22 protein-coding genes, 2 tRNA genes and 3 pseudogenes are annotated in these 25608 nt (G+C 64.3%); 9 read left to right on the forward strand and 18 right to left on the reverse strand.

The genetic code is table 11. The features are described 5' to 3' along the window. Nucleotides 1–126 precede the first annotated feature (126 nt). The 3 genes from AUC68_RS05305 to AUC68_RS18605 all read left to right on the forward strand — a co-directional run bounded on the left by AUC68_RS05305 (nucleotide 127) and on the right by AUC68_RS18605 (nucleotide 2773). Nucleotides 127–1182, forward strand: coding sequence for a ligand-gated ion channel (locus AUC68_RS05305; protein WP_158008241.1), 1056 nt, complete (start codon nucleotides 127–129; stop codon nucleotides 1180–1182). Between the two features lie 1151 nt (nucleotides 1183–2333). Next, nucleotides 2334–2451, forward strand: a tRNA-Leu gene (locus AUC68_RS16700). Between the two features lie 148 nt (nucleotides 2452–2599). Next, nucleotides 2600–2773, forward strand: a complete 174-nt coding sequence (locus tag AUC68_RS18605) for a ribbon-helix-helix protein, CopG family (protein ID WP_083240445.1) — start codon at nucleotides 2600–2602, stop codon at nucleotides 2771–2773. Nucleotides 2774–2956: 183 nt separating this feature from the next. On the opposite strand, the gene AUC68_RS05310 is transcribed toward AUC68_RS18605, so the two are convergent. From AUC68_RS05310 to AUC68_RS05340, 7 genes and pseudogenes are all read right to left on the reverse strand, one after another. After that, nucleotides 2957–3784, reverse strand: coding sequence for an outer membrane protein (locus tag AUC68_RS05310; RefSeq protein WP_158008242.1), 828 nt, complete (start codon nucleotides 3782–3784; stop codon nucleotides 2957–2959). 365 nt (nucleotides 3785–4149) lie between these two features. After that, the gene (gene ahcY, locus AUC68_RS05315; RefSeq protein ID WP_069436685.1) at nucleotides 4150–5538 is read right to left on the reverse strand and encodes an adenosylhomocysteinase; all 1389 of its coding nucleotides are present in this window, start codon (nucleotides 5536–5538) and stop codon (nucleotides 4150–4152) included. A 150-nt stretch (nucleotides 5539–5688) separates the two neighbouring features. Next, nucleotides 5689–6006 carry an HPr family phosphocarrier protein gene (locus AUC68_RS05320; RefSeq protein WP_069436686.1) on the reverse strand — a complete coding sequence of 106 codons (318 nt, stop codon included), beginning with the start codon at nucleotides 6004–6006 and terminating at the stop codon, nucleotides 5689–5691. Then, nucleotides 6007–6408 carry a PTS sugar transporter subunit IIA gene (locus AUC68_RS05325; protein WP_045364320.1) on the reverse strand — a complete coding sequence of 134 codons (402 nt, stop codon included), beginning with the start codon at nucleotides 6406–6408 and terminating at the stop codon, nucleotides 6007–6009. Nucleotides 6409–6501: 93 nt separating this feature from the next. Next, nucleotides 6502–6951, reverse strand: a pseudogene (locus AUC68_RS05330) (HPr kinase/phosphorylase); the annotation flags it as partial. Nucleotides 6952–7008: 57 nt separating this feature from the next. Beyond that, nucleotides 7009–8820 carry a sensor histidine kinase gene (locus tag AUC68_RS05335; RefSeq protein WP_069436688.1) on the reverse strand — a complete coding sequence of 604 codons (1812 nt, stop codon included), beginning with the start codon at nucleotides 8818–8820 and terminating at the stop codon, nucleotides 7009–7011. Nucleotides 8821–8832: 12 nt separating this feature from the next. Continuing rightward, nucleotides 8833–9528 (reverse strand): response regulator transcription factor, encoded by a 696-nt coding sequence (locus AUC68_RS05340; RefSeq protein WP_069436689.1) that lies wholly within the window; start codon nucleotides 9526–9528, stop codon nucleotides 8833–8835. Nucleotides 9529–9669: 141 nt separating this feature from the next. On the opposite strand from AUC68_RS05340, the gene AUC68_RS05345 reads away from it, so the two are divergent. The 5 genes and pseudogenes from AUC68_RS05345 (at nucleotide 9670) to AUC68_RS05360 (ending at nucleotide 14775) form a co-directional block, all read left to right on the forward strand. Then, entirely contained in the window at nucleotides 9670–10476 is an 807-nt protein-coding gene (locus tag AUC68_RS05345; protein WP_069436690.1) for a HugZ family pyridoxamine 5'-phosphate oxidase, read from the forward strand. 110 nt (nucleotides 10477–10586) lie between these two features. Then, a pseudogene (locus tag AUC68_RS05350) lies at nucleotides 10587–12391 on the forward strand (phosphoenolpyruvate carboxykinase (GTP)). A gap of 125 nt (nucleotides 12392–12516) precedes the next feature. Then, the gene (locus tag AUC68_RS15635; protein WP_083240446.1) at nucleotides 12517–13341 is read left to right on the forward strand and encodes a gamma-glutamyltransferase; all 825 of its coding nucleotides are present in this window, start codon (nucleotides 12517–12519) and stop codon (nucleotides 13339–13341) included. Nucleotides 13342–13572: 231 nt separating this feature from the next. Then, nucleotides 13573–14049 (forward strand): annotated as a pseudogene (locus AUC68_RS15645) (gamma-glutamyltransferase); the annotation flags it as partial. Between the two features lie 30 nt (nucleotides 14050–14079). Then, nucleotides 14080–14775, forward strand: coding sequence for a glutamine amidotransferase (locus AUC68_RS05360; RefSeq protein ID WP_069436691.1), 696 nt, complete (start codon nucleotides 14080–14082; stop codon nucleotides 14773–14775). 3 nt (nucleotides 14776–14778) lie between these two features. Here the strand turns inward: AUC68_RS05360 and AUC68_RS17085 are convergent, their stop codons facing one another. From AUC68_RS17085 to AUC68_RS05385, 8 genes are all read right to left on the reverse strand, one after another. Continuing rightward, complete coding sequence (locus AUC68_RS17085; RefSeq protein WP_204376965.1) at nucleotides 14779–15363, reverse strand: hypothetical protein; 585 nt, start codon at nucleotides 15361–15363, stop codon at nucleotides 14779–14781. Continuing rightward, nucleotides 15348–15986 (reverse strand): hypothetical protein, encoded by a 639-nt coding sequence (locus AUC68_RS17090; protein ID WP_204376966.1) that lies wholly within the window; start codon nucleotides 15984–15986, stop codon nucleotides 15348–15350. Before AUC68_RS17090 ends, AUC68_RS17085 begins: the two co-directional genes overlap by 16 nt. 68 nt (nucleotides 15987–16054) lie before the next feature. Further along, nucleotides 16055–16339, reverse strand: coding sequence for a hypothetical protein (locus tag AUC68_RS18105; protein WP_280138522.1), 285 nt, complete (start codon nucleotides 16337–16339; stop codon nucleotides 16055–16057). Further along, complete coding sequence (locus AUC68_RS05370; RefSeq protein WP_204376967.1) at nucleotides 16324–17316, reverse strand: SulP family inorganic anion transporter; 993 nt, start codon at nucleotides 17314–17316, stop codon at nucleotides 16324–16326. The genes AUC68_RS18105 and AUC68_RS05370 overlap by 16 nt, the downstream gene beginning before the upstream one ends. Nucleotides 17317–17347: 31 nt before the next feature. Next, nucleotides 17348–17932 carry a hypothetical protein gene (locus AUC68_RS05375; RefSeq protein WP_069436692.1) on the reverse strand — a complete coding sequence of 195 codons (585 nt, stop codon included), beginning with the start codon at nucleotides 17930–17932 and terminating at the stop codon, nucleotides 17348–17350. A gap of 246 nt (nucleotides 17933–18178) precedes the next feature. Continuing rightward, entirely contained in the window at nucleotides 18179–20326 is a 2148-nt protein-coding gene (gene polA / locus AUC68_RS05380) for a DNA polymerase I (protein ID WP_425283218.1), read from the reverse strand. After that, complete coding sequence (locus tag AUC68_RS18610) at nucleotides 20296–21036, reverse strand: 5'-3' exonuclease (RefSeq protein ID WP_083240449.1); 741 nt, start codon at nucleotides 21034–21036, stop codon at nucleotides 20296–20298. The genes polA and AUC68_RS18610 overlap by 31 nt, the downstream gene beginning before the upstream one ends. A 90-nt stretch (nucleotides 21037–21126) precedes the next feature. Beyond that, entirely contained in the window at nucleotides 21127–22797 is a 1671-nt protein-coding gene (locus AUC68_RS05385) for an FAD-dependent oxidoreductase (protein ID WP_069436693.1), read from the reverse strand. A 187-nt stretch (nucleotides 22798–22984) separates the two neighbouring features. Between AUC68_RS05385 and AUC68_RS05390 the strand changes: the two genes are divergently transcribed. Next, nucleotides 22985–23061: transfer RNA gene (locus AUC68_RS05390), tRNA-Arg, on the forward strand. 278 nt (nucleotides 23062–23339) lie between these two features. Here the strand turns inward: AUC68_RS05390 and AUC68_RS05395 are convergent. From AUC68_RS05395 to AUC68_RS05405, 3 genes are all read right to left on the reverse strand, one after another. Next, the gene (locus tag AUC68_RS05395) at nucleotides 23340–24443 is read right to left on the reverse strand and encodes an acyltransferase family protein (RefSeq protein WP_069436694.1); all 1104 of its coding nucleotides are present in this window, start codon (nucleotides 24441–24443) and stop codon (nucleotides 23340–23342) included. Nucleotides 24444–25129: 686 nt separating this feature from the next. After that, nucleotides 25130–25351: a hypothetical protein gene (locus AUC68_RS05400; RefSeq protein WP_069436695.1), complete on the reverse strand. Its 222-nt coding sequence runs from the start codon at nucleotides 25349–25351 to the stop codon at nucleotides 25130–25132. 7 nt (nucleotides 25352–25358) lie between these two features. Further along, on the reverse strand, nucleotides 25359–25562 hold the full coding sequence (locus AUC68_RS05405) for a hypothetical protein (RefSeq protein WP_069436696.1): 204 nt from the start codon (nucleotides 25560–25562) through the stop codon (nucleotides 25359–25361). Nucleotides 25563–25608 lie beyond the last annotated feature (46 nt).

Raw genomic sequence — 25608 nt, forward strand, 5'->3', positions numbered from 1 at the left:
TCAACCCAGGAGCCATCGGGTCTCGATATGCCAATTGCCTGCTTGAGGAATGTCCGCCGCCTTGTTCGTCAATCGAGCGGCGAGGGCGGATCCTTCGATGTTCCCCGCCGCGCAGTGCTGAGACCAGTGCTTCTCTGGCTTCTCTTGCTTCTCGCCCCCGCTCCAGCCTTCGCCATCGATGCGGGCATGCCCAATCCGCCCGCCTCTCCGACGGTCGTGAAGGTCGGAATCTTCGTGGCCGACATTATCGACTTGGACGAGATGGACGAGACCTTTCAAACCGAGCTCATCATTCTGGCGGAATGGATGGATCCGCGTCTGGCGTTCGACGCGGAGGAATACGGCAGCGACCGCAAACTGTTTCAGGGCAGCTTCCAGTTCGACGAAGTGTTCGGCGGCTGGTGGCCGTCACTGATTTTTCTCAACGAAATCGGGTCGGGCGATCTCAACGCCATGCAGATCGAGGTGTTTTCCGACGGCCGCGTTCGCGCCAAGGAGCAACGTAATGTGACGCTTGAGACGCCCATGAAGCTGCACTCGTTTCCCTTCGATAAGCAGGTCCTGGAAGCGGACATGATCGCGTTTGGCGACACGAGCCGGGAAGTGGTGCTCGAGGTCCACCAAGGGATGCTGGGAGCCAGCGAGGAATACGCCGAAACCAACCAGAGAGTGAACATTGCCCAGTGGCAATTGGTCGGCGTCGACATGACACCGTTCACCTCGAAGACCCGGTACTACGCCGAGAATGCTGAAGTCTCCGGCGTCAAGCTCGGCATAGCGCTGAAGCGCAACCCCATGAACATCATCTGGAAGGTGCTCGCGCCCATGGTGATCCTGGTGTCGCTCATGTGGGCCGTCTTCTGGATGGACATCAACGATCTGTCAGACCGGTTGAATGTTTCGTTCATCGGCATCCTCACGATTGTCGCGTACCAGTTCCTGATCGACGGGACCATGCCGCGGATCTCGTACTTCACGCTCACCGATACGGTCGTGCTGTACTCCTTCGTCGTCATGTGTCTGACGATCCTGGAGAGCCTTGTCGTGGTGTCCCTCTCCAGGGCCGATCGGGATTCGCTTGCCCGCAAGGTCGATACCACCGCCCAGTGGCTGTTCCCGGTCACGTATTTCTCCGGGCTGATTCTTATTTTTGCGATCTTCTTCTTCTTCATCAGGGGTTGAGACCGGCTTGGTTCCCGATTTCGCCGCGTACGCGATGTCCACGAACGCGGCTGGTACCGATCTCTCTTTGTGTGCGCTACCGCGCTTCGCGCTGCTTGAGCGTGTGTTTGTTTGCGCTACCGCGCTTCGCGCTACTTGAGCGCATGTTTGTTTGCGCTACCGCCTAGCGGCTGCTTGAGCGCTTCTTTGGATGCCCTACCGCTTCGCTGCTTGGGGGCGCGACCGGACGATGGCGAGGGAGGAGACCGCAGACATCCTTCGAGGCGCGGCGCGTCATGCTGAGGCGCGAGCGCAGCGAGCCTCGAAGCACGCGCCGCGCACCTCAGGATGACGAGTCGGAGGCATTGCGGGCACGCCAAAGCGTCCCGCAGCCGTTTGGCACGAGGCTTCGCCACACTCTCCCGACGTCTCAAAACTCAAGCCCACGAAGTGGGGACTTGCGGGGCGCTGGTCGGCCGCCGTCCGATTGTTTTGTGTGGGCAGCCTTCCGGCGCCCCGCATGGCGTTTGGACGGTGCTTCGCAAGAGAGCGAAACACGCCTCGACGCCGCAGCGATGTTTTAGAGCCTCATGCCGCGCGCTTATCTCCGGTGGCACAGACATACGCATGGAGATCGTATGCCTCACCCGACGGCCCACGCGTTACGTCGCAGGCGGGCGGAGTAGAGACCCCCGAGGCCGGTCCGTTAGCCGCGACGCGGTGGTCCGGGCTTGATCATTCACCTCGGGCCCTTCGGTACCGCGCCACCTCGGGCGCTGCGTCCCCCGCCCCGAGAGCAGACGGTCTGCAGCTCGCGTCCTCACGAACGAGGGATGGCTACATCGTAGCTCAGGTTTGGCGGGTGGGGATAAGGTTGACGTCCAGCTTGGCTGGTCGGTTGGCCCGGCCATGGGTAGCAAGAGCACCAAGCTATCCCGTCCGCATCGCCAAAAAATTGTGATTACACACAGCATGTTACGCAACGGCCCCAATTTCGTCACATGCCGGCCCATCGGCAGCCAGATTAGACCGTACGCTTCCTATCGTAGCGTCTGAGTCGAGATGTTGTGGTTCATGAGGGCATTAACCCCCAGAGGGGTTGTCGGATTAGCACTCGCCGCCTCATACTGCTACGAGCGATTCGCCCCGCCTTTAAGGGGCGGGGCGCATATGGAGACGTGACTGAGTGGCTTAAGGTGCCCGGTTTAGGTCCGGGTGAGCCGTGTTCCCGTAAGCTGTGAGAGGTGGACCGGGGTAAAGGCTCCGGGGGTTCGAATCCCTCCGTCTCCGCACTCAAATCCTCGGGGGTGGTTCCTAGTGAGCCTCCCCCTTTTTTTATCCAAACACCTGCATGTGGCGGAGTCTAGGCAAACTGATTCGCTAGTTAATGTACATTAATGTACATTGATACGCAACGAGTAGTGCGTTGCGGGGTGGTATGGCGCGTGAATTTAAGGGGTCGAGGCACTGCCTCGGCGACGACCTTGCCGCTGAACTAAAGACCCTATGCGAGGAACGGGGAATGACCGCGAGCAAGGTCATACGGATCGCTGTCAAAGAGTTCGTGGCACGGGAGAAAGCCAAGGACGCTAAGGCAAAGTCCAAATCCTGATACCACCCCGTTTCTCGGGGCTCTCAATCTTGCCCTCTTCCACTACAGTCGAAGGGCTTGCACAATCCGATAGGTGATGGACTGTCGAAGTCCCTCGTTGTCTTCGTCCAGCCAGTACGCGCGGAGCACACGCAATACAAGCGCTGGCGCTATCAGCGGTCCGTGTTCGAACTTTCCTTTCCTCTACCACCCGCCCCCGAACCGCAGATTGATCCCGGCACGGACGACATTGGCTGTGTCTTCGATGTCCACGTAGGCGGTGGGCAGGAAGTTGTATTGCGGGTCGAGGGTGATGCGGTCCGTGCCGAAGTCGTAGTGGGCGTATTCGACGAAGGCCGAGAGGTGCTGCGTGAGCGCGTATTCGCCGCCGCCGCCGATGGTCCAGCCTTCGCGCGTGTCCGATGCGCGGTAGGCGGTGCCGATCTGCGTGGTCGCGGCCGCGTAGGAAACCCGCTCCCAGGCCGCGCCCCCTTCCACATAGACAAGCAGGGTATCGAAGGCGTAGCCGATGCGGCCCGTGAGCGTGCCGAGCCCGTCCATCTCGCTGCGATAGGTGACGCCGGTCTCGCGAGCGGACGGATGGCTGCCGTTCGCGTCGGTCCAGCCGTAGTCGCCGCCGATGCCGAGCACCACGCGGTTCGCCAGCTGAACGTCGCAACCCGCCTGCACGCCGCCGATGACCCCGTCGACGTCATGGCCGCCGAGGGACACACCTTGGAACGCACCGCCCGGCGTGCGCGGGATCCATTTGCTGCTCGTGCCCCAGGCTCCGCCGAGATGACCGCCGGCGTAGCAGCCGGTCCAGTTCGCGGTCTCTCGCGTGGCGGTCTCGGGCGCGGCGGCGTGCTCCACGAGCATGCCGCCCGCGCGGGCATGTCCCGCGAGAGCGGTCAGGATCGCAACGGCAGTCAGGACTGTGCGCATGACATCGGCCCCCGGCGATGAGCCGTCAGTATATCCCAGCCGCGCGGCGCGCCAAACGTCGGCGCCCGTTCCAATGGTCCGTGACACATCCCATCATTGTCATGCCCGGACTTGATCCGGGCATCCACGAAAGGCGGAACTTGCTGCAAATCGTGGACCCCCGGGTCAAGCCCGGGGGTGACGAGTCAGAGTAAGGACCCGCTTCTCAAACAAGAGGCAACGAAGTTGCGCGCTCAAGTAGCCGCTAGGCGATAGCGCATCAAGAGCAACGACGTTGCGCGCTCAAGTAGGCCAACGGCCTCAAGCAGCGAAGCGGTAGGCCGAACAAGATGGCCGATAGCGCAAACAAGCGCTCAAGTAGGCCAACGGCCTCAAGCAGCGAAGCGGTAGGCCGAACAAGATGGCCGGTAGCGCAAACTAGCGCTCAAGCAGCCGCTGGGCGGTAGCGCAAACTAGTAGCGATAATGCTCCGGCTTGTAGGGGCCATCCACGCTCACGCCGATATAGGCGGCCTGTTCCTCGTTGAGCTTGGTGATCTGTGCGCCGAGCTTGGCCAGGTGCAGCTGGGCGACCTTCTCGTCGAGATGCTTCGGCAGCACATACACCTGGTTCTCGTACTTGCCGGCATATTGCCAAAGCTCGATCTGGGCCAGAACCTGGTTGGTGAAGGAGGCGCTCATGACGAAGCTCGGATGGCCCGTGGCGCAACCGAGATTCACGAGGCGCCCTTCGGCCAGAAGGATGATGCGCTTGCCGTCGGGGAACTCGACCTCGTCCACCTGCGGCTTCACGTTGTGCCAGACGAAGTTCTTGAGCGCGGCAACCTGAATCTCGCTATCGAAATGGCCGATATTGCAGACGATGGCCCGGTCGTGCATCTCCCGCATATGGTCGACGGTGATGACGTCCTTGTTGCCGGTGGTGGTGACGAAGATGTCACCGCGCGGCGCGGCGGCCTCCATGGTGGTCACCTCGTAGCCTTCCATCGCCGCCTGCAGCGCGCAGATCGGATCGATCTCGGTGATGGCCACGCGCGCGCCCTGGCTCTTCAGGCTCTCGGCGCAGCCCTTGCCCACGTCGCCATAGCCGCAGACGACGGCGAACTTGCCGGCGAGCATCACGTCCGTGGCGCGCTTGATGCCGTCGGGCAGGCTCTCGCGGCAGCCATAGAGGTTGTCGAATTTCGACTTGGTGACGCTGTCGTTCACGTTGATCGCGGGGAAGGGGAGCTTGCCCTTCTTCTGCATCTCGTAGAGGCGGTGAACGCCGGTGGTGGTCTCTTCGGAGACGCCCTTCAGATTGTCCCGGACCTTGGAATAGAAGCCGGGATCGCGTGCGAGGCGCTTCTTGATGGTGGCGAAGAAGGCTTCCTCTTCCTCGTTGGACGGGTTGTCGAGAACCGACGGGTCGACTTCCGCCTGGGCGCCGAGAATGACCATCATGGTCGCGTCGCCCCCGTCGTCGAGGATCAGGTTGCAGGTCTCGCCGCCCGGCCATTCCAGGATGCGGTCCACATAGTCCCAATATTCCTCGAGCGTCTCGCCCTTGACGGCGAACACCGGCGTGCCCGTGGCGGCAATGGCCGCCGCGGCATGGTCCTGGGTGGAGAAGATGTTGCACGAGGCCCAGCGGACCTCGGCGCCCAGCGCCTGCAACGATTCGATCAGAACCGCCGTCTGGATGGTCATATGCAGGCAGCCGGCGATGCGCGCGCCCTTCAGCGGCTGCGCGGCGCCGTATTCCTCGCGCACGGCCATGAGTCCGGGCATCTCGGTCTCAGCGATGGCGATTTCCTTGCGGCCCCAATCGGCGAGCCCGATATCCTTGACGTAGTAGTTCATGCCGTCCTCTGACTGTATAAAGATATAAAGAAGTCCTTATATCTTATAGCCCCGCCGGGGAGTCAAGGCGGATGGCCCTCCGTCCAGGGGGCAAAAGGCTGCAGCGGGGGACCCGATTTCCCGGCCGCGCGGCACTGAATGGCCGGGGCGCTAGTCGTCCTCGCCGAAGCCGTTCTCGACCAGGGCCACCAGCGCCTGAATGGCCGCCTTCGCATTCTCGCCGCTCGCCTCGATATGGATGAAATGGCCTTGGCCGGCGGCGAGCATCATGAGCCCCATGATCGAGGTCCCCCCCACCGTCTGGCCTTCGCGGCTCACCGTGACGTCGGCTTCGTATTCGCCCGCGGTGCGCACGAACTGCGCCGAGGCCCGGGCGTGGAGGCCCTTCTTGTTGGGGATCAGCACATCGGCGGCATAGGCCCCGTTGGCGGGGTCGGCGAGTTTGATGCGGGCCTTCGTGCCGGACATCTAGTGCGCCGCCAGGATCTGGCTCGCCACGCTGATATATTTGCGTCCGGCTTCCTGCGCCTGCGTGATGGCTTCTTCCAGGCCGCACTCGCCGCGCACGCTCGCCAGCTTCACGAGCATCGGCAGATTGACGCCGGCCACGACCTCGACATCGGGCTTCTCCATGGCCGAGATCGCAAGGTTCGACGGCGAACCGCCGAACATGTCCGTGAGCACGACGACGCCGTCGCCGGAATCGACCTTGGCGAGGGCCGCGAGCATGTCCGCGCGCCGCGCATCGAGGTCGTCGTCCGGTCCGATGGAAATAGTCTCGACTTGCTCCTGGGGACCGACCACATGCTCTAGCGCCGCCCGAAACTCGCAAGCCAGATTTCCGTGGGTCACGATGACAACGCCGATCATGCTACCTCTGGGATGAATGTCGCCCGGCTGTGGGCCGCTATCTTGGTCGGGCGAATGGGGACTGTGCAAGTCCGAACCGCGCCTTCCTAAACCCTATTGTTCCGCCTCACGCAAGTGTGCCGTCGCGGCCACAATCGCCATTCGGAGCTTCAACGGCGCCGATGCCTCGAAAGGCGCCAATTTCAGCACGGGAAGTGCGATTCCGGCGAGCCTCGTGCGGGGCCACGGATCGGGGAGCATGCGCGGCACCTCCGCCGCGGCGACGAGATCGCACACGAGCACCAGCCGCGCGGCGGGGATCGAAGAAACCGGCTGAATGCCGAGCCCTCGGACTTCGATCAGGCCTGCAAGGTTCGCTGGCGGCGAGGCCGTGACGCCCTCACCCGTTGCGTCCAGGCAAACCTGGTCGTCTGCGACGAGCCTGGCCGGGCCCGCATCGCCGTCCGGCAATGCGAGAAAGCGCAAAGCAAGATCCGATTTCCCGGACCCGGACTTACCACGCAACAATGCCGCGTGGGCCCCGAGCGCGACGCATGTCCCATGAACGAGGGTGCTGACGCTTGGCGGGCGGGTTCGCGCGTCATCGCCTGTACCGGCGCCTCACGCGGCGGCAAGGCGAATGACGAAGCGCGCACCGCCGCTGCGCTTGCCGCTTCCGTCCGGCTCGCCGTCGCGCGGCGGCCGGTTCTCGGCGTAGAGGCGGCCGCCATGCGCCGCGACGATCTGCCGGGAGATGTTGAGGCCGAGCCCGGAATTCTGGCCGAAGGTCTCGTGCGGCCGGTCGGTGTAGAAGCGCTCGAAGATGCGCTCCAGATTCTCCGGCGGAATCCCCGATCCCTCGTCCTCGACCGCCACTTCGATCTGGTCTCCCCGCCGTTGGGCCTTGATGGTCACGCGCCCGCGCGGCGGCGAGAAGGAGATCGCGTTCTCGATCAGGTTCACCATGACCTGGTGCAGCCGGCTGTCGTGGCCCATCACGCGATAGGGGTACGGGCCGGGCGCCGGCGCGACCTCGAGCGACACTTCCGGCAGGTCGTCGCGATGGATGTCGTTGTAGAGCGACACGGTCGCCCGCAGCAGATCGTCCATGTCGACCTGGCTTGCATCTTCGCGGGCCAGTTCCGCGTCGAGACGGGAGGCATCGGAGATGTCGCTGATCAAGCGGTCCAGCCGTTTCACGTCGTGCTGGATGATGTCCATCAGGCGCTCGCGCGATTCGGAGTCCTTCACCAACGGCAGGGTCTCGGTGGCGCTTCGCAGCGAGGTCAGAGGATTCTTCAACTCGTGCGCCACATCGGCCGCGAAGCTCTCGATCGCATCGATCCGGTGATAGAGGGCCGTCGTCATGTCCCGCAACGCGCCGGACAGATGGCCGATCTCGTCGGATCGGTCCGTGAAGTCCGGAATCTCGGCGCGGGGCCTGACGCTGTGCCGCACGCGTTCCGCGGCCACCGCGAGCCGCTGCATGGGCCCGGCGATCGTGTTGGCCAAAATGAGCGACAGGACGATGGTCACGGCCGCGGCAAAGATCGACACGCGGAAGATGCTCCAGCGTTCCGCCGCAACGATCTTGTCGATGTCGCCGCCACGGGTGGACAGGAGCAGCACGCCGAGCACCGCGCGCATCCGCTCCACGGGGATCGCCACCGACACGACAATCTCGCCCTTGTCGTTCTTGCGGACGATCGGCACCGAGGTGCCCGTCAGCGCGGTCGCGACTTCAGGGTAGGCCTTGCCGTTGAGCGTCCCGATCTCCTTGTAGATCGGCAATTCGGTGGGCTGGAACTGATTGGCCACCGCGTTCCAGAATGTCGTCAGGGCGTCGGGCTCCGTGGTCTCGGGCGGCGGCAGATCGTAGCGCAAGACCTCGCCACGCGAATAGAACGTATCGGAATCGAGGATCAGCGCGCCGTCGCGATCGTAGATCCGCGCCCGGCTGCCGGTCGGCTTCACCAAGGGCCGCAGGATCGGCGCGGCCCGTTCGGGATCGATGGTGAACCCGAGCGCGGTCGACAACGCATCGCCGGTGGAAAAGCCCGTCTGGTCGAGCTCTTTCTCCAGAAGCGCTTCCGCATCGACCTCGGACGGGTCGGCGTCGACGCCGGCGGAGGCGGCAATCGCGCGCGCGATGATCTCGCCTTGCGTCTGCAGGCTCTGCACTCGTGCGTCGATCAAGCCGGCGCGGAACTGATTGAGATAAAGGATGCCCGAGACGAGGATCGCAAGGCCGATGAGGTTCAGCACGACGATCCGGCGCGTGAGGCTCGAGAAGCCGTGTCGGAACGGCCGGTGCTGCCCGAGCCAGCGCGACAGGCGCTTGAGCCAATAAAGCCCGGCGCGTCCCATGCGCATGGCGCGGGCGCGCAGCGTCGCGGGGTCCTGCTGCCAGGACCTTTCGGCCTCGGCAGTCATCGGCGCTGCCTGTTATTCTTTGAAACGGTAGCCCACACCATAGAGTGTCTCGATCACATCGAAGCTTTGGTCGACGGCCTTGAATTTCTTCCGCAACCGCTTGATGTGGCTGTCGATCGTACGGTCGTCGACATAGACTTGGTCATCATAGGCCGCATCCATCAGTGCGTCCCGGCTTTTTACCACACCGGGCCGCTGGGCGAGGGCCTGCAGGATCAGGAACTCGGTCACGGTGAGCGTGACCGGAAGCCCATCCCAGACGCAGGTATGGCGCTCGGAGTCCATCTTCAGCTTGCCACGCTCCAGGACCTTCGACTTGTCCTCGACCGCCTGGGCCGTATCGCGCGGCTGCGCGCGCCGCAGCACGGCCTTGACGCGCTCGATCAGCAGCCGCTGCGGAAAAGGTTTGCGGATATAGTCGTCCGCGCCCATCTTGAGGCCGAACAACTCGTCGATTTCCTCGTCCTTGGAGGTGAGGAAGATCACGGGCATTTCCGTGCGCTGCCGCAGGCGCCGCAGGAGTTCCATGCCGTCCATGCGCGGCATCTTGATGTCGAGAATGGCGAGGTCGGGCGGGCTGTCGAACAGGCCGTCCAGCGCACTTGCGCCGTCGTTGTAGGTTTGGGTCTTGTACCCCTCCGCCTCGAGCACCATGCGCAAGGAGGTGAGGATGTTTCTGTCGTCGTCGACAAGAGCGATAGTTGGCATAGGGGGGCCTTTATTGCGCGCTGTACGCGATCTACTGGGTATTATGCTCCTAGGGCTGCGCGAAAACAGTGGCAGCATCGGGGCAGAGCGAGGGGCGCTTGGCGCCCGACCCATCGATACCGGGATGCAACAAAAACCGTTATGGCGCAAGTAAATAACTCTCCAGAATACCCCGATACGGCGGAGATCGCGGCAGAAGCGCGCAAGCTGATCCGCCAAGCGATCAAAGCCTCGCTTGCAACTTTGGATACCCCGGACGGCGCGCCCTATGCCTCGCTCATCACCCTGGCCACGGACGCGGGCGGCGCGCCCGTTTTTCTGATCTCGACCCTGGCCCGGCATACGCGCAATCTGATGAACGAACCGCGTGCGGCGATCCTGGTGGACGGGACCGGTCAGGGGGCCGCGGAGGGCGGCGATCCGCTACAAGGCGCGCGCCTCACGCTGAGCGGCAGGGCCGAAAAGACCGAAGACCCGGCCGTACGCCGCCGCTTCCTGGCACGCCAGGCCGAGGCGTCGTTTTACGCCGATTTTCCGGACTTTTCCTTCTGGCGGCTCAAGGTCGAGAACGCCCATTTCATCGGCGGCTTCGGACGTATCGTGGATTTGGAGCCCCAGGACCTGTCGATCCCTCTGACAGGCGCGGAGGCGGTCGTGGAGGCCGAAGAGGGGATTGTGGCGCATATGAACGCCGATCATGCCGACGCCGTTGCGCTCTATGCCCAGAGCCTTGGCGGCGAAACGGCGGCCCCGGACGCGCCGCCTCGGCGCGGGACTGGAGCGGGGGCTTGGCGCATGACCGGTCTCGACCCGGAAGGCTGCGACCTCGTGCGCGGAACCGAGGCCTTGCGGATGACCTTTCCGAGGCGCGTCGAGACGCCTCAGGACGCACGAAAGGCGCTCGTCCGCCTTGTGGACGAGGCCAGGGCCAAGATAGGGTCCACCTGACGATTGCCGTGGGCCTTACCCCTGGCCGGTGCTTTCTCGAAAGCACCCATAATGGGGTATGCTCAACCGATCAAAAAAGTCACGAGTTCAAGATATAGGGACGGAAACGCATGAATGTTCAGTCGAAAGTGGCCCCGACCACCAATCCAAAAGTGCTGGAATTCGTCGAGGCGGCGAAAGAGTTGTTCAAGCCCGAGCAGGTCCAGTGGTGCGACGGCTCCAAGGAGGAGTATCAGGAGCTTCTGAAGGCGATGGTGGACAGCGGCTCCGCCATGTGGCTGAACCCGGAAAAGCGTCCGAATTCCATTCTCGTCCGCTCCGATCCCAAGGACGTCGCGCGGGTCGAGGACCAGACCTTCATCTGCTCCGAGAAGGAGGAGGACGCGGGCCCGACCAACAACTGGTCCGATCCCGCCACGATGAAAGAGACCCTGTCGAAGCTCTATGACGGCGCCATGCAGGGCCGCACCATGTATGTGGTGCCCTATTCCATGGGCCCGGTCGGCTCGCCCATCGCCGGCATCGGCGTGATGGTCACCGATAGCGCCTACGCGGTCGCCAACATGCATATCATGACCCGTGTGGGAGACGCGGTCTGGAAGGCCCTCGGCGATTCGGACGATTTCGTGCGCGGCATGCACACGGTCGGAGCGCCCTTGACCTCCGAGAAACAGGCCGACGTGCCGTGGCCCTGCAGCGAGACCAAGTACATCTCGCACTTTCCCGAGACGCGGGAGATCTGGTCCTACGGGTCCGGTTATGGCGGCAACGCCCTGCTCGGCAAGAAGTGCCACGCCTTGCGCATCGCAAGCGTGAAGGCGCGCGACGAGGGCTGGCTCGCCGAGCATATGCTGATCCTCAAGCTCACCAATCCGGAAGGCCGGGTGAAGTACATCGCCGCCGCCTTCCCGAGTGCGTGCGGCAAGACCAACCTTGCCATGCTCAACCCCACGATCCCGGGCTGGAAGGCCGAGACCATCGGCGACGACATTTGCTGGATGAAATTCGGCGACGACGGACGGCTCTACGCGATCAACCCGGAGACCGGCTTTTTCGGCGTCGCGCCCGGCACGTCCGACAAGTCCAACGTCAACGCCATGCGCACGCTCGATGCCAACTGCATCTTTTCCAACGTGGCGCTGACGGACGACGGCGATGTCTGGTGGGAGGAAATGTCGAAGGAGCCGCCCGCGCATACCACCGATTGGCTGCGCCGGTCCTGGACGCCGGATTCGGAGCGTCCCGCGGCGCATCCGAACTCGCGCTTCACCGCGCCTGCCGGCCAGTGCCCGGTCATCGCGCCCGAATGGGAAGACCCGAACGGCGTGCCGATCGATGCGATTTTGTTCGGCGGCCGCCGCGCCTCGGTGGTCCCGCTGGTGATGGAAGCCTCATCCTGGCAGCAGGGCACGTTCCTCGGCTCGATCATGGCCTCGGAGAAGACGGCGGCGGCCACGGGCGGGCTCGGCGATCTGCGCCGCGATCCCATGGCGATGCTGCCGTTCTGCGGCTACCACATGGGCGACTATTTCGCCCATTGGCTGAAGATCGGCGAAAAGGGCGGCGACAAGATGCCGAAGATCTTCTACGTGAACTGGTTCCGCAAAAGCCCTGAAGGCAAGTTTCTCTGGCCGGGCTTTGCCGAGACTCCCGCGTCCTGAAATGGATCTTCGAACGTTGCGACGGCACAGCCGAGGCCGTGGATACGCCGCTCGGCAAGATACCGACAACGGATGGGCTCGATACCGAGGGCCTGGAGGTCGACGAGGCCGACATGAAGGAACTGCTCCGCGTCGACTCCGAAGGCTGGAAGGCGGAGATCCCCTCCATCAAGGAGCACTATGCGACCTTCGGCGACAAGTTGCCGGCCGGCCTGAACGAAGAGCTCGGCGAGCTGGAGAAGCGGCTGAGCTAGTGCCCCGTCGCATCGGACGAATCGTGATCATGGCCGGGCGCGCGTCCGGCCATGAGTCGATTTGAGGCCCATTTCGGGGCAGCGCGCCCTTGCTCCGGACGGCAGCGCCCCTTACGGACACCCGCATGAGTAAAGCCCAAAGTGTCGTCGCGGCCGGTCATGCCCTGACCGCCGAGGCCGCCGCCGAGATACTGGCCGACGGCGGCAATGCCTTCGATGCGGCCATCGCCGGTGTCTGCATGAGTTTCGTCGCCGAAGCGGTGTTCGCCTCCCCGGGCGGCGGGGGATTCCTCATGGCGCGCGCGGCCGGGGACCGCACCGCGAAACTGTTCGACTTCTTCGTGGAGACGCCCCTCAAGCGCCGGTCCCGGGGCAAGGTGTCCTTCTTTCCGATCCAGGCCGATTTCGGTCCGGCCACCCAGGAATTCCATATCGGCCTTGGGTCGAGCGCGACGCCGGGCCTGGCCCAAGGCCTGTTCGCCATGCACGAGGCCTATGGGCGCCTGCCGATGACACGGCTGGTGGAGCCGGCGGTTCGGGCGGCAAAGAAAGGCTTTCCGCTCTCCGACTTCCAGGCCTATCTCTTCACCGTGATCGCGCCGATCCTGACCGAAAGCGCCGAAGCGCGGGCGATCTTCGCGCCGGGCGGCACGCTGATGAAGGCGGGCGAGACCTTCCGCAACGAAGGGCTTGCCGAAACGCTGGCCTGGCTCGCCGAGGACGGCGCGCGGCTCTTCACCGACGGCGATATCGGTCGGGCCATCGCGGCCCAGTCCCGCGACCGGGGCGGGCATCTCACGCTGGAGGACTTGAAGGGCTACGCGGTGTGCCTGCGGGACCCGCTTCTGTGGCGGTTCGGCCGCGCCACCGTCGCCCTCAACCCGCCGCCGAGTGCGGGCGGCGCACTGATCGCCTACGGCCTTGCCTTTCTCGAAGCCCATGCGCCTTAGGCAAGCCCATCGATGCGGGCGCGCTGGGCGCGGCCATGATCGCGACCAACGAGATGCGCGGCACCCACGGCGCGCATCTGGGTGCCCGCCTCGCAAGCGGCCTGATGGCGCAAGACATCGCCGCGACCGTGGCCGCGTCTGCGGCCGCGCCGCCAGCCTATCGCGGCACGACCCATATCAGCGTGATCGCGCGGAGGGCAATGCTGCGCCGTCAGCCTCTCCAACGGCGAGGGCAACGGCTTCGTCGTGGGCGATCACGGCTTCATGCTGAACAACATGCTGGGCGAGGAGGACGTGGTGGACGAGACGCCGGGACACTTCCGCGAAGGCGTCCGCATGTCCTCCATGATGGCCCCCACCATCATCGCGGAGGCCGACGGCACCGTCACGGCGCTCGGCACCGGCGGGTCCAACCGCATCCGCACCGCCATCCTCCAGGTGGCGGTCAATCTCCTGGCCCATCGCATGGATGTGGAGGCGGCCGTGCTTGCGCCCCGGCTGCACGTGGAACGCTGCGGCACGGTGAGTTTCGAGCCGGACTTTTCGGGGGAAGAGGAAGCGGCGCTGCGCACGCTTGCCGAAGAAGCCAAGGCCTGGCCCGAGCGCAACCTCTTCTTCGGCGGTGTGCATGTGGCGCGCTGGCATCAGAAGGGCGGCGCGCACGGCGCGGGCGATCCCCGCCGCCAAGGCGTCGCGATCGTCGTTTAGGCTTCGCTCTGGTCCGGTACGGAGGCAAAGATGAAAACGGCCGTTGCGATCTATCACGTGGCGTTCGAGGACGCGGGCACGCTGCAGCCGGTGCTCGAGGAACGGGGCTACTACGTCACCTATCTTCAAGCGGGGCGCGACGATCTGGCGCCTGCGCGCGAGGCCGACCTCGTTCTGGTTCTGGGCGGCCCCATCGGCATCTACGAGCTCGACCGCTACCCCTTCCTCAAGGACGAGCTGAAGCTCATCGAGGCCGTGATGAACAAGGGCACGCCCGTCATCGGCATCTGCCTCGGCGCGCAGGCGCTTGCCGCGGTGCTGGCCGCGCGCGTCTATCCGGGCGCGGAAAAGGAGATCGGCTGGAGCGCGCTCCACCTGACGGACGAGGGCAAGGCCTCGCCGTTGGCGGCGCTCGACGGCCTGCCCGTGCTCCACTGGCATGGCGACATCTTCGACCTGCCGGCCGGCGCCACGCGCCTCGCCGCGACCGACATCACGCCCACGCAGGCCTTTTCGTTCGGACCGAACGTCCTGGCGCTTCAGTTCCACGTGGAATTGCCGGCCCGCGACATCGAGCGCTGGCTGATCGGTCATACGGTGGAACTGGCGAACGCGCATATCGATCTGGCGCAGATGCGCGCCGACACCGCCCGTTACGCCCCCGCCGTGAATGCGGCCAGCCGCACGCTGGTCGACGCGTGGCTCGACGCGCTGCCGCACGGTTGAGCGTTATTCGCTGCCGCCCTCGACCGGCGTGCCGTAGAGCGTGATGGCAAGCCCGAGCACGGCGAGCGCGGCGTAGGAGATGCATAAGGGCCCGAACGGCTTGTTGCGGTGGGCGAAATGCGCGGCGATCCCGGCCTGGATGGCGTAGTACAGCGCGAACGCCCGCGAGGCGTAGGCAATGATCTCGAAAACGTTCGCGGTCCAAGTCAGGGCGATGCCGAGAACGATGAGCAGAAGATAGCCGGCCCGGCTCGAGACCCTGCCATGCGTCAGCTCTTCGAACAGCCCGCCCGATCCGCTCGTGTCGGCCACGGCCGCGCTGAACTGCGCGCTGAGCGCCGCCACCACCAGCAGCACGGTGAGGATCGGCGCGACCATGCCCATCATGTCGACCACGGCCGTCTCGGAGAAGTGCAGTTCGCTGCGCGCGAACACGAACGTGACCAGGCCGATATAGACCATATAGATCGCCGTCGAGATGACTTGCGCGAGCCGCATGGAGGCGATGCGCGTCGTGGCCGAATAGGTCTCGCCCAGATAGCGCGAGGTTTCGAAGCCCTGCACGGTGACGATCAGGCCGAACACCATGCGACGGCGTTCCAACCGGTCACCTGGGGTGGGTTCAGGACGAGCGCGCCCGAGGCCGCCTTGGTGCCGAAATAGCTGGCGAGGCCGACCAGGAGTCCCGCGATGACCGCGAGCTTCAGGCCGACGGACACCTGCTCGAGACGTTCGAGCGCGTGGAACCCCCGCGTCCATCCGATCACCAGGATGAACACGAACATCGCGGTGGTGAGCAGCTTGGCCGAGAACGCCTGATCGACATCGGCAAGACTGACGCCAAAGGCCCCGAACAGGTTCAGGTAGTAGGCGACCGAGATGATGTAGGCGAAGGCGAGCACCCAGGACGAGACCGCCTCCAGCCGCTCGATCGGCGAGCCGGCGATCCATCCGTCGCGCTCATAGGCGGCAATGTTGAAGCGGATGGCCGAGCCGAACATGGCGGCCATGGCGCACAGGGCGGCCATGACGAGGAGCCCATAGGCGCCGAAACGGTCGTCGAGGACGGGGCCGAGCACCAGGAAGCCCGAGCCGATGATCGAGGCAAGCGGCGTCAGCGTCGCGCGCCACAGCCGGTTGTTGGCCAGTTTCGGCCACGCCATCAACGCGGCGAACGCTGCTGTGGTCAGGAGAATGACGGCGCTGAGCATCGAGACACCTGATAGCGATTGACTCGTCCGTGTTCGGGTCGATCCACGGTCGCGCGAACGTTCGGCGGCTAGCGCTCCGGAACGTGCCAGTCCGCAGGCGGATCATGGCGGCGCCGAAGCCTGATGGCGAGGCCGACGGCGACACCCACGCCGATGGCGACGGTCAGGTCGGTCATGACGGTCAAGACCAGCGTGAGGAGCAGCAGGAACCGGTCCGATGGCCGTTCGCTCATATAGCCGCGCCATTTATGCGGTTCGCTCATATACCAAGCGGTCAGGATCAACAACGCGGCGAGCGCCGGAAGCGCCAGATGCCCGGCCAAGGGCGCGGCCACCATCATGATCGCGAGCACGGCAAGCGCGTGGATGATGCCGGCAACCGGCGTGCGCCCGCCCGCCCGGACGTCTTCGCCGTCCGCGCGATGGCGCCCGTGGCCGGCAAGCCGCCGAACAGCGCCGAGCCGACATTGGCGGCGCCTTGTGCGAGGACCTCGGCGTTGGGGCGGTGCGCGCTGCCGATCATGCGATCGGCCACCATCGCCGACAGGAGGGATTCCACGCCGGCCAGGAAGGCGATGACGATCGCGCTCGGCAACATTTCGAGGACCTTTTCGAGCGAGAAGGACGGGAGCGCCGGCATCGGCAATTGCTGCGGTAGCGCGCCGTACCGGGACTCGATCGTGTCGACCGGCAGTCCGGCGAGAAAGATCACGGTCGAGACGATGGCGACGATGATGATCGTGCACGGTGCCCGCGGGATGACGCGCCGCAACAACACGATGGCGACCAAGGTCGTGACGCCCGCCAGGAGGGCCACGAGGCTTGCCGTGTCCCGCGCGGCCCACAGCGCCGGAACCTTCTCCAGGAAGTCCGCCGGAAGCTGCGCCACGTCGATCCCGAAGAAATCCTTCAACTGGCTCGTGGCGATGATGACGGCGATGCCGATGGTGAAACCGTTGATGACGGATTCGGGCACGTATTGGATGAGATTTCCGACCCGAAGCACGCCGGCCAGCAGGAGGATCAGGCCGGCCATGAAGGTCGCGAGCACCAGCCCGTCATAGCCATGCTCCGCGATGACGCCGTAGACCACGACGATGAACGCGCCGGTGGGACCGCCGATCTGGACCCGGCTGCCGCCCAGCAAAGACACGAGCATGCCCGCGACGATGACGGTCACGATCCCTTGCGCGGGTTCCGCGCCCGAGGCGATGGCGATCGCGATGCTGAGCGGGATCGCCACCAGGGCCACGGTCAAGCCGGCGATCGTGTCCTGGAGGAAGTCCTCGCGCGTATAGGTTTCGAGGGTGGTGAGGAGCTTGGGCTTCATACGCCCGTGTCGCGCAAGCGCCTACGCGGCGTCAATTGCGCGAATTGTCCAGATGCCGCGAAATGTCCGGATGCCATGGTTTGCCGGGATACCGCGGCACGCAGCGCGCGCCCGGCCCGGCGCGGGCCCCGAGGGGCCCCGTCTCAGGGCGCTTCACGCGCCATGACGGACTGGCCGACCACGGTCGGCAGGTCCTTGGTCTCGGGCGCTTCGCCTGGTCGCGCTTGGCGTTCCACCAGGTGGTGGCGTAGGTGGCGCCGCCGTCGCGCTTGTAGAGATGCGTCCACACCTCCTCGCCGGGATAGTAGTAGACGGTCCAGGGGCCGAGGATCCCCCGGGGAAGTGCGTGGAACGTCACCAGCACCTCGCCGCCGGGCTTCACGTCGCCCTTCTTCGCTTCGATCACGCGGAGCTTGGCGAGATAGGCGGGGAGCCGTTCGCCCGTCGTCTTGTCCGTCGTGACGCTGGTGCAGGTCACCGACATCACGCGCACCAGCGCGACGACGTCGCTCTTGGCCACCAGCTCCGCGTCCGACATCGGCGCCGGCACCGCTTGCGCGGACAGGGTGACAAGGTAGAGACCGATCGCGGTCAGAAGGCAAACGGCATATCGCATGGGGCCTCCTTAGCCTTTCAGCCTTTGGAGCATATCCTTCGAGGCCCGGCGCGTCATGCTGAGGTGTGAGCGCAAGCGAGCCTCGAAGCCCACGCCGGGCACCTCAGGATGACGGACGCATAGGGGACCGAGACAAACATTAACGCCCAAGCGCACCCTAATGCGCGGCCTCCCAGTTGTCGGCGGCGCGGGCGTCGACCTGCAGCGGCACTTTGAGCTCGAGCGCGGGCGCGGGCGCGGCCTCCATCACCGTGCGCGCGACTCCATGGTCTTCTTGGCTTCTTTTTCCGGCGCTTCGAAGATCAGTTCGTCATGGACCTGCAGCAGCATGCGTGCTTCGAGGCCCGCATCGCGCAAGGCCTCCGGCATGCGGATCATGGCGCGGCGGATGATGTCCGCGGCCGAGCCCTGGATCGGCGCGTTGATGGCCGCGCGCTCGTAATTGCCGCGCAAGGACGGGTTCTTGATGTTGATTTCGGGGTAGTGGACCTTCCGCCCGAACAGCGTGGACACGTAGCCCGAGTGCCGCGCCTCCGCCTTCGTCGCTTCCATATAGTCCTTGATGCCGGGGAAGCGCTCGAAATAGGTCTTGATATAGGCGGCCGCCTCCCCGCGCGGAATGCCGAGCTGCGCGCCGAGCCCCACCGCCGAGATGCCGTAAATGATGCCGAAATTGATCGCCTTGGCCCGCCGGCGGACCCCAGGATCCATGCCCTCGATGGGCACGCCGAACATTTCCGATGCCGTCATGGCGTGGATATCGAGGCCGTCCGCGAAGGCCTGGCGGAGCGTGGGCGTGTCGGCCATATGGGCCAGCACGCGCAGCTCGATCTGGCTGTAGTCGGCGCTGATGAGCGTCTTGCCCTTCTCGGCCACGAAGGCCTTGCGGATCTCGCGGCCTTCCTTGGTGCGCACGGGGATGTTCTGGAGGTTCGGCTCTTGGCTCGCGAGACGCCCCGTCGTGGTCGAGGCCAGCACGTAGCGCGTATGCACGCGGCCCGTGTCCGCGTTGATGTAGGCGGGCAAAGCATCCGTATACGTACTTTTCAGCTTGGCGAGTTGCCGCCATTGCAGGATCTTTTGCGGTAGATCGTGGCCCTCGGCGGCGAGCTCCTCGAGCACGGCCGCGTCGGTGCTCCAGGCGCCGGTCTTGGTCTTCCGCCCGCCGGGAAGGCTCATCTTGTCGAACAGGATCTCGCCGAGCTGCTTGGGCGAACCGATATTGAAGTCCTCGCCCGCAAGTTCGCGGATCTCGTCTTCGAGCCGCGCGATCTCTTGCGCGAACGCGCCGGAGAGGCGCGCCAGCATGGCGCGGTCCACCTTGATCCCGGCGCGCTCCATCTCGGCGAGGACCGGTTGCAACGGCCGCTCCAGCGTCTCGTAGACGGTGGTGACGCCTTCGGCGGGCATGCGGGGCTTCAGCACGCGCCACAGCCGCATCGCCACGTCGGCCTCCTCGCCCGCGGCTTCGGTCGCGCGGGCCACGTCCACGCGGTCGAAGGTGATCGCCGATTTGCCGGTCCCCAGCACCTCTTTCTCGGTGAGGCAGGTATGGCCGAAAAGGACGGACGCACGCTTGGCGAGGCCGTGGTCGGCGCGCCCCGCATCGAGCGCGTAGGAGATCAGGGTGGGATCGTCGACCGTTTGTAGCGCGATGCCGTAACGGGCCAACGCGACCATGGCGGGCTTGGCGTCGGCGGCGATCTTGAGCACGGCGTCGTCTTCGAGCAGCGGCTTCAGGATCGGCCACGCATCCCCAAGTGGGACCTGCACGATGTTCGCATCGCCCCCGAGGTCGAGCCCGTCGCCCGCCCGGTGCGACAAGGGCACATAGGCGCCCTGGCCCGGCGCCACCGACAAAGCGATGCCGGCGATGTCGCCCGTCATGGGATCGGCGCAGGCGCGCTTGACCGACAGGGCCACGTAAGCCTGATCGCGCGCGCCGCCACGAGCTCGATGAGCCGCGCGGCGTCCGTCACGGTCTCGTAGGCCGTCCGATCGAAGGGGATGTCCTCGATCCGGCTCTGACGCTCGGCGGCGAGTTCGCGCGGCGAGCCGCCTTGCGCGGGCGTACGCGGGCGGGGCCGGCCGCGCCGCGCGGCTTTGCCGCAAGGGATGGTCGTAGTTGTCCTTCTTCTTGGCCGGCGTCTTCTTGGGCTTGTCCGTGCCTTCGGGCAACGGCGCGCCGAGCCCTTCGGCCACGCGCTTGGTGAGGGTCGTGAACTCCATCTCGCGCATGAAGCCGAGCAGGGCCTCGGGCTCCGGCGGCCGCACGGCCGTCTCGGCCAGCGGCACGTCGAGTGGTGTCTTCGTATCGAGCGTCACGAGCGTGCGCGACAGCCGCGCCTGGTCGGCATATTCGATCAGGTTCTCGCGGCGCTTCTGCTGCTTGATCTCGGCGCGCGGGCCAGCAGCGTGTCGAGATCGCCATACTCGCCGATCAGCAGCGCGGCGGTCTTGACGCCGATCCCCGGGACCCCGGGCACGTTGTCGGACGTATCGCCGATCAGCGCCTGCACCTCGATGACCTTGTCGGGCGGAACGCCGAACTTCTCGATCACACCCTCTTCGCCGATCACCTTGTTCTTCATGGTGTCGTACATGATGATGCCGGGCTGGACCATCTGCATCAGGTCCTTGTCGGACGACACGATGGTCACGTCCGCGCCGGCCTCGCGCGCCTCCATCGCGTAGGTGGCGATCAGGTCGTCGGCCTCGTAGCCTTCCTTTTCGATACAGGCGACGTTGAAGGCCCGCACGGCGTCACGCACCAGCGGGAACTGGGGTATGAGATCTTCCGGCGCCTCCGGCCGGTTGGCCTTGTAGCCGTCGAACAGGTCTGAGCGGAACGTCTTGGCCGAATAGTCGAAGATCACCGCCATATGCGTGGGCGGGGCGAGTTCACCGGTCTCGCGGAGCAGCTTCCACAACATGGCGCAAAAGCCGTGCACGGCCCCGACGGGCAGGCCGTCGGAGGGCCGGGTCAGCGGCGGCAGTGCATGATAGGCGCGGAAAATATAGCCCGACCCGTCGATCAAATAGACGTGGTCGCCGGGCGCTGCCGGCCTGCTCGCGCCAGCCGATGCGGTCTTCTTCTGGGTCATGACCGGGGGACTATACGGACTGCATGCCCGGCGCGGAACGGGGAAAGGCCACGCATCCACGGGGCGCCGGCACGCGGGGCGAGCCTGGCCTCACGCCTGCGGTTCGTGCTCGTCTTCCTTTTCGTCCCCGACGTTTCCGGGCGCGAAGGTCTTGTCGGGGCCGCCGAAGGTCTCGTCGATATAACTCCGGAAATACTTCTCCAGAGGCGGGAAGGCCCGGGCGAAGCGCCGGAAGTCCTTCTGGGCGGTGAACAGAAGAAGCCCGTCTTCGAGGGCGACGACGAGCCCCGTCCGCAAATGGGATTTGAGCAGGACCCGCTCGCCGAAATGCTCGCCCGGGCCGAACTCCTTCTCGAAATGCTCGCCCGTGTCGGGATTGTCGATGGTCAGCCGAAAGCGGCCCTTGACGACCGTGTAGAAGCCGTCGATCAGCATGCCCGGCTCGAACACCTTGTCGCCCTTCCAGAAATGGATGTAGCGCGTGGCCGGCGCGGGCATGCGGAGCTGCACGATATTGGGCGGCATCACCGCGTTGATCATCCAGTTCAGTCCGACGCGGACCTTCGCGACGAGCCCCGGCAGGAAGGACAGATAGAAGCCCCGCCACAAGAGCCACGCGAAGATGCCGTGCATCTTGACGCCGTAGACGTCCGCCACCGCCTTGCTCATGCCGAGCGAGGCCAACGAGCCCTTCGATGTGTAGGCAAAGGGTTTCAGCGGTTCGCCCTTGAGCTTCGCCACGATATTGACCGCGAGCTGGTAGCCTTCGCGCACGGCGAACTGCGCGGTCTGCGTGGCGTAGTCGGCCGGGTCTTCCTTGGGATCGTCGTTGAGGGGGATCAGCGCGGCATCGCCCAGCGCCCAGACATCGTCGTGTCCGGGGACCTGCATGAAGCGGTTCGTCTTGATGCGGCCCCAATGCATGTCGAGGCCGAGCGACTGCACCAGCGGGTGCGGCCCGTTGCCGATGGTCGCCACCACGGTCGAGGCATTGATGACCCGTCCGTTGGTCAGCTCGACGCCCGTGGACGTGGCCGACTTCGTGCCGACGCCGGTCAGAACGTCCACCCCGTTGGCACGCAGATTCTTGGTCGCGTATTCGGCAAGGTCGGCCGGGAAGGTCGGCAGGATGCGCGGCGCGAACTCGACGAGATACATGCGGATCTCTTCGGGCTTGATGTTGTGGTAGTAGCGCAGCGCCCGGCTGATCAGCTCGTTGGTTTCCGCGGCGGTTTCGACGCCCGAAAAGCCCGCGCCCACGACGATAAAGGTCAGGAGCTGATCCTTGACCAGCGTGTCGGTGGTCACGTCGGCGGTCTCCAGGCAGCCGATCACGTGGGTGCGCAGCATGTGCGCGTCCGTCAGGTCCTTCATGGTCAAGGCGTGATCCGCCATGCCCGGGATCCGGGCGAGATCCACGCCCGTGCCGAGCGCGATCACGAGTTCGTCGTAAGGCAGTTCCACGGGCGTCATGCGGGCGCCCTGCATCACGATGACGATCTTCCGTTCGAAATCGATGCCCATGACGCGGGCCTGGCGCACCTGGACCCGGGTCAGGAGCTGCCGCAGCGGCACCACCGCGTCGGAGGAGTTCAGGTTCGAGGAGGCCACCTCCGGCAGGAGGGGCTGAAAAACGAAATAGTTGTTGTTGTTGATGAGCTCGACATCGACCAAGCCGCGGCCCAGCTTTTCCAAGGACTTGGCGGCGAAGACACCGCCAAAGCCGCCGCCGATCACGATGACCTTCTTCTTGTCCGCCATCCTCTTGTTTTTCCCCGGCTGCCCAGCCTTATCCAGCGTTAGGCCGCATAGGTGACGCCTCTGGCCGAGCGCGTCAAGTGAGCCGTGGGAGCAGGGAACGCCCCGGCCGGCGCGACCGGGCAGCCTTGCGAAGCGAGCGTTGCTTACGCTTCACGGTTTGGGTAGGTTCGCGCCCACAGTCTGCTCAGCACCCGTAGCTCAGCTGGATAGAGCGCTGCCCTCCGAAGGCAGAGGTCACAAGTTCGAATCTTGTCGGGTGCGCCAAAAAACGACATAAAAATCAATATCTTATTATAAGCGGGCAATCGACACATTTGTCTTGGGACAATTCTGGGACACTTTTTGGGAGCCTCCAGGCCCGTGCCCGCTCTCTATGCAGTAGCGGACATGGTGGATGGCTCCGACCATGTCCACTAAGTGCCAGAAGCAGAACTCTGAACTGAGGCGTTGACGCCGCTCATTTCGGCCAAGCGCCAATTGAGTTGGCGCACCGGTTGCCAACCCGTTTGGTGGGGCGTGGCGCTGGGAATGTTGGATACCATCTAGCTCGCAGGACGTAGCAGGCGCGGCAATTGATGCCGTGCAATGCCTCCCCCCAAAATTCGTCGGACCGGATTCTCGAACAGGCGATAGCTGAGCATGGCCACAGCCGTGGTTATGCCCAGGGCTATTCCTCCGAGCCCAAACATCCATGCCCCTTCAATCTCGATGATCTTGGGCAGTATTCTGAACATTCCAGCGGCCACCAGCGGATGCAGCATATAAACGCCATAGGACGCGTTGCTGAAATTGCGCAACAGCGGTCGGGAAAAGAGCTTTGGTCGAGCCGAGAGTTCCATCCGGGCGGTGAGCAAGACCACGACGGCAAATGCGACCAGTACTATTTCGTCAGGGGCGCCAACGACCATAAGGCCAATGGGGATCAATGCCGCGGAATAGCCAATCCACCTGGGCACCGAGACATGGGCGAGGCGTTGAGTCACCAACAGATAGATCACCATTCCGGCAAAGAACGATGGGAGCGCACGCAAGCATCCAAACTCCGCAGTGGCGCGTGTCCACGGAGAGTCCCCGCAGAAGCTGATGAACGCAGCGACAAAGGCCGCCATAGCGATCACCAGTGTCAGACAACTGATTTCTCCCAACCGGCGGGTCGCCAAGAGCAGCACGGGGAACAGCAGGTAGACAAAGAATTCCGCGCTAATGGACCATGAGGGGTAGTTGAAAGTCAGGTCGTCGGTGACACCCCAGGCATGGACCAGAAGGAGATTTGGGACAATCGCGTCGGCGGGGTACCGGTCTGGGTTCTCGAATGAAAAGAGGCCATACGCAGCACAAACGGCAAGCGCTATGTAGACCATCAACGTAAGGAGGTGGAGGGGATAGATTCGCGCTAGGCGCTTTCGCAGGTAGACGAGATAATCGGAATTGGAGGTCATGCGCGTGCGGTAGACGTGCATGATTACGAAGCCAGAAAGTATAAAGAAGAAATCGACGAGAAGCTGCAGCGGAGCGACCGCATCTTCAGCTTGGCCCAGCGGCATGTAAGCGGCGAAATGGAAGATAACGACACCTACCGCAGCCACGTAGCGGTAGAAATCGAGTACGTCGAAATGCCAGTTGAGTGTCTGTTCGGATTCTCCCATCGACCTATCTGCTTATAGGGCAAGAAAAACCTCAACTTTAGAGACAGGTTAACCCTAACTTACGCGTGCGTTGATGTCCTCTATGGTTTCCCGCTCTGATAGTTAGGCGGATAAATCGCGCCAGCATTCGGTGCGCCACGAGGGCGGCCCTTCCTCCCCCGAATAGGTCCGCTTTGGGTCGGTAGCAGACGATGTTGGCGGACATCAGGGAGGACCGCTCTGACTAGGATAGTGGACATGGTCTGCGTGAGGCCAATGTCCGCCTATCACCTGCTCCAAGTGTCGCAAGTGTGAGCGCACGATATCGACCAAGGGCCTCCGAAGGCAGAGGTCAGAGCTTCGAATCTTGTCGGGTGCGCCAGAATTTCTCCTCAAAATCAAGAGCCTAAAGAGCCGTTGGCTGCCGCGCGTCATGGCCTGGGGCGAGTCCGGACGCGAGGCCGCGACCGACTCTGCCTCGTGATCGACAAGGTCGCGGTGAAGGGGCGCAAGGGAGGGACTTCTCGTCTACGAATTGCTCGGCGATACCGCCCGCGTCCCGGAAGCGGACCGTGAGCGGGCAAACTTCTATGCCGAAGCGTTCGGACTGTATCTCAACCGTCGACGGACCGCGGCTCAGGAAGAACTCGCGTCGGTGGTGGAACGGGCGCCGTCGGCCATGCGTACCACGACCTCCGATCGGCCCACTAGGGCAGGCGTCGTGCCTCGCCGGGTACGAGATCATTCGCGATCCGCTGATCCAAGTCCTCCGGTTCCCGTCGAACGGCTTCTATGTGATGAGGCTGAAACCGAAGGCGCCTCGCGACCGTCGCCACCGCATCCTGCACAGTCTCCGCATTCGCCGCCCATCGTTCGCTGGCCTCGGCTTCGTCTTCGTACCAAGTCGCCTTCACCAACCAGAATGGCATGGCCGTCTCACTTTTGGCTTATGAAGGTCAGGTACATGAGCACCAGGTAGACAATCGGAATAACCGTCAGGACGCCGATCTCAATGATGCCTGGCGCAGGACAGTTTCCTTCCCACATGCGATAGCCAACGAAAAGGACTGCCGCAAAGACAAGGACAAGGCCGATGTACCAGGGACGTAAGCGATGATTTTGTGGAACGCCTTCGCTCATTTGCTGTGCTCCTCCATCAAGCGGTGACTCGATCTTGATTGGACGA

It is taken from the genome of Methyloceanibacter methanicus (genome assembly GCF_001723285.1).
Classification (GTDB): domain Bacteria; phylum Pseudomonadota; class Alphaproteobacteria; order Rhizobiales; family Methyloligellaceae; genus Methyloceanibacter; species Methyloceanibacter methanicus.

What these genes read in the sequence shown, in the direction of transcription:
- ahcY (WP_069436685.1), bottom strand. Translation starts at nt 5,538, where the DNA reads ATGAACTACTACGTCAAGGATATCGGGCTCGCCGATTGGGGCCGCAAG.
- AUC68_RS05320 (WP_069436686.1), bottom strand. Translation starts at nt 6,006, where the DNA reads ATGTCCGGCACGAAGGCCCGCATCAAACTCGCCGACCCCGCCAACGGG.
- AUC68_RS05340 (WP_069436689.1), bottom strand. Translation starts at nt 9,528, where the DNA reads ATGCCAACTATCGCTCTTGTCGACGACGACAGAAACATCCTCACCTCC.
- AUC68_RS05395 (WP_069436694.1), bottom strand. Translation starts at nt 24,443, where the DNA reads ATGGGAGAATCCGAACAGACACTCAACTGGCATTTCGACGTACTCGAT.
- AUC68_RS05370 (WP_204376967.1), bottom strand. Translation starts at nt 17,316, where the DNA reads ATGAAGCCCAAGCTCCTCACCACCCTCGAAACCTATACGCGCGAGGAC.
- AUC68_RS18610 (WP_083240449.1), bottom strand. Translation starts at nt 21,036, where the DNA reads ATGACCCAGAAGAAGACCGCATCGGCTGGCGCGAGCAGGCCGGCAGCG.
- AUC68_RS18605 (WP_083240445.1), top strand. Translation starts at nt 2,600, where the DNA reads ATGGCGCGTGAATTTAAGGGGTCGAGGCACTGCCTCGGCGACGACCTT.
- AUC68_RS05400 (WP_069436695.1), bottom strand. Translation starts at nt 25,351, where the DNA reads ATGCCATTCTGGTTGGTGAAGGCGACTTGGTACGAAGACGAAGCCGAG.
- AUC68_RS17085 (WP_204376965.1), bottom strand. Translation starts at nt 15,363, where the DNA reads ATGGTGTTCGGCCTGATCGTCACCGTGCAGGGCTTCGAAACCTCGCGC.
- AUC68_RS05375 (WP_069436692.1), bottom strand. Translation starts at nt 17,932, where the DNA reads ATGCGATATGCCGTTTGCCTTCTGACCGCGATCGGTCTCTACCTTGTC.
- AUC68_RS05325 (WP_045364320.1), bottom strand. Translation starts at nt 6,408, where the DNA reads ATGATCGGCGTTGTCATCGTGACCCACGGAAATCTGGCTTGCGAGTTT.
- AUC68_RS15635 (WP_083240446.1), top strand. Translation starts at nt 12,517, where the DNA reads ATGAGTAAAGCCCAAAGTGTCGTCGCGGCCGGTCATGCCCTGACCGCC.
- AUC68_RS05335 (WP_069436688.1), bottom strand. Translation starts at nt 8,820, where the DNA reads ATGACTGCCGAGGCCGAAAGGTCCTGGCAGCAGGACCCCGCGACGCTG.
- AUC68_RS05345 (WP_069436690.1), top strand. Translation starts at nt 9,670, where the DNA reads ATGGCGCAAGTAAATAACTCTCCAGAATACCCCGATACGGCGGAGATC.
- AUC68_RS17090 (WP_204376966.1), bottom strand. Translation starts at nt 15,986, where the DNA reads ATGCTCAGCGCCGTCATTCTCCTGACCACAGCAGCGTTCGCCGCGTTG.
- AUC68_RS05385 (WP_069436693.1), bottom strand. Translation starts at nt 22,797, where the DNA reads ATGGCGGACAAGAAGAAGGTCATCGTGATCGGCGGCGGCTTTGGCGGT.
- AUC68_RS05405 (WP_069436696.1), bottom strand. Translation starts at nt 25,562, where the DNA reads ATGAGCGAAGGCGTTCCACAAAATCATCGCTTACGTCCCTGGTACATC.
- AUC68_RS05360 (WP_069436691.1), top strand. Translation starts at nt 14,080, where the DNA reads ATGAAAACGGCCGTTGCGATCTATCACGTGGCGTTCGAGGACGCGGGC.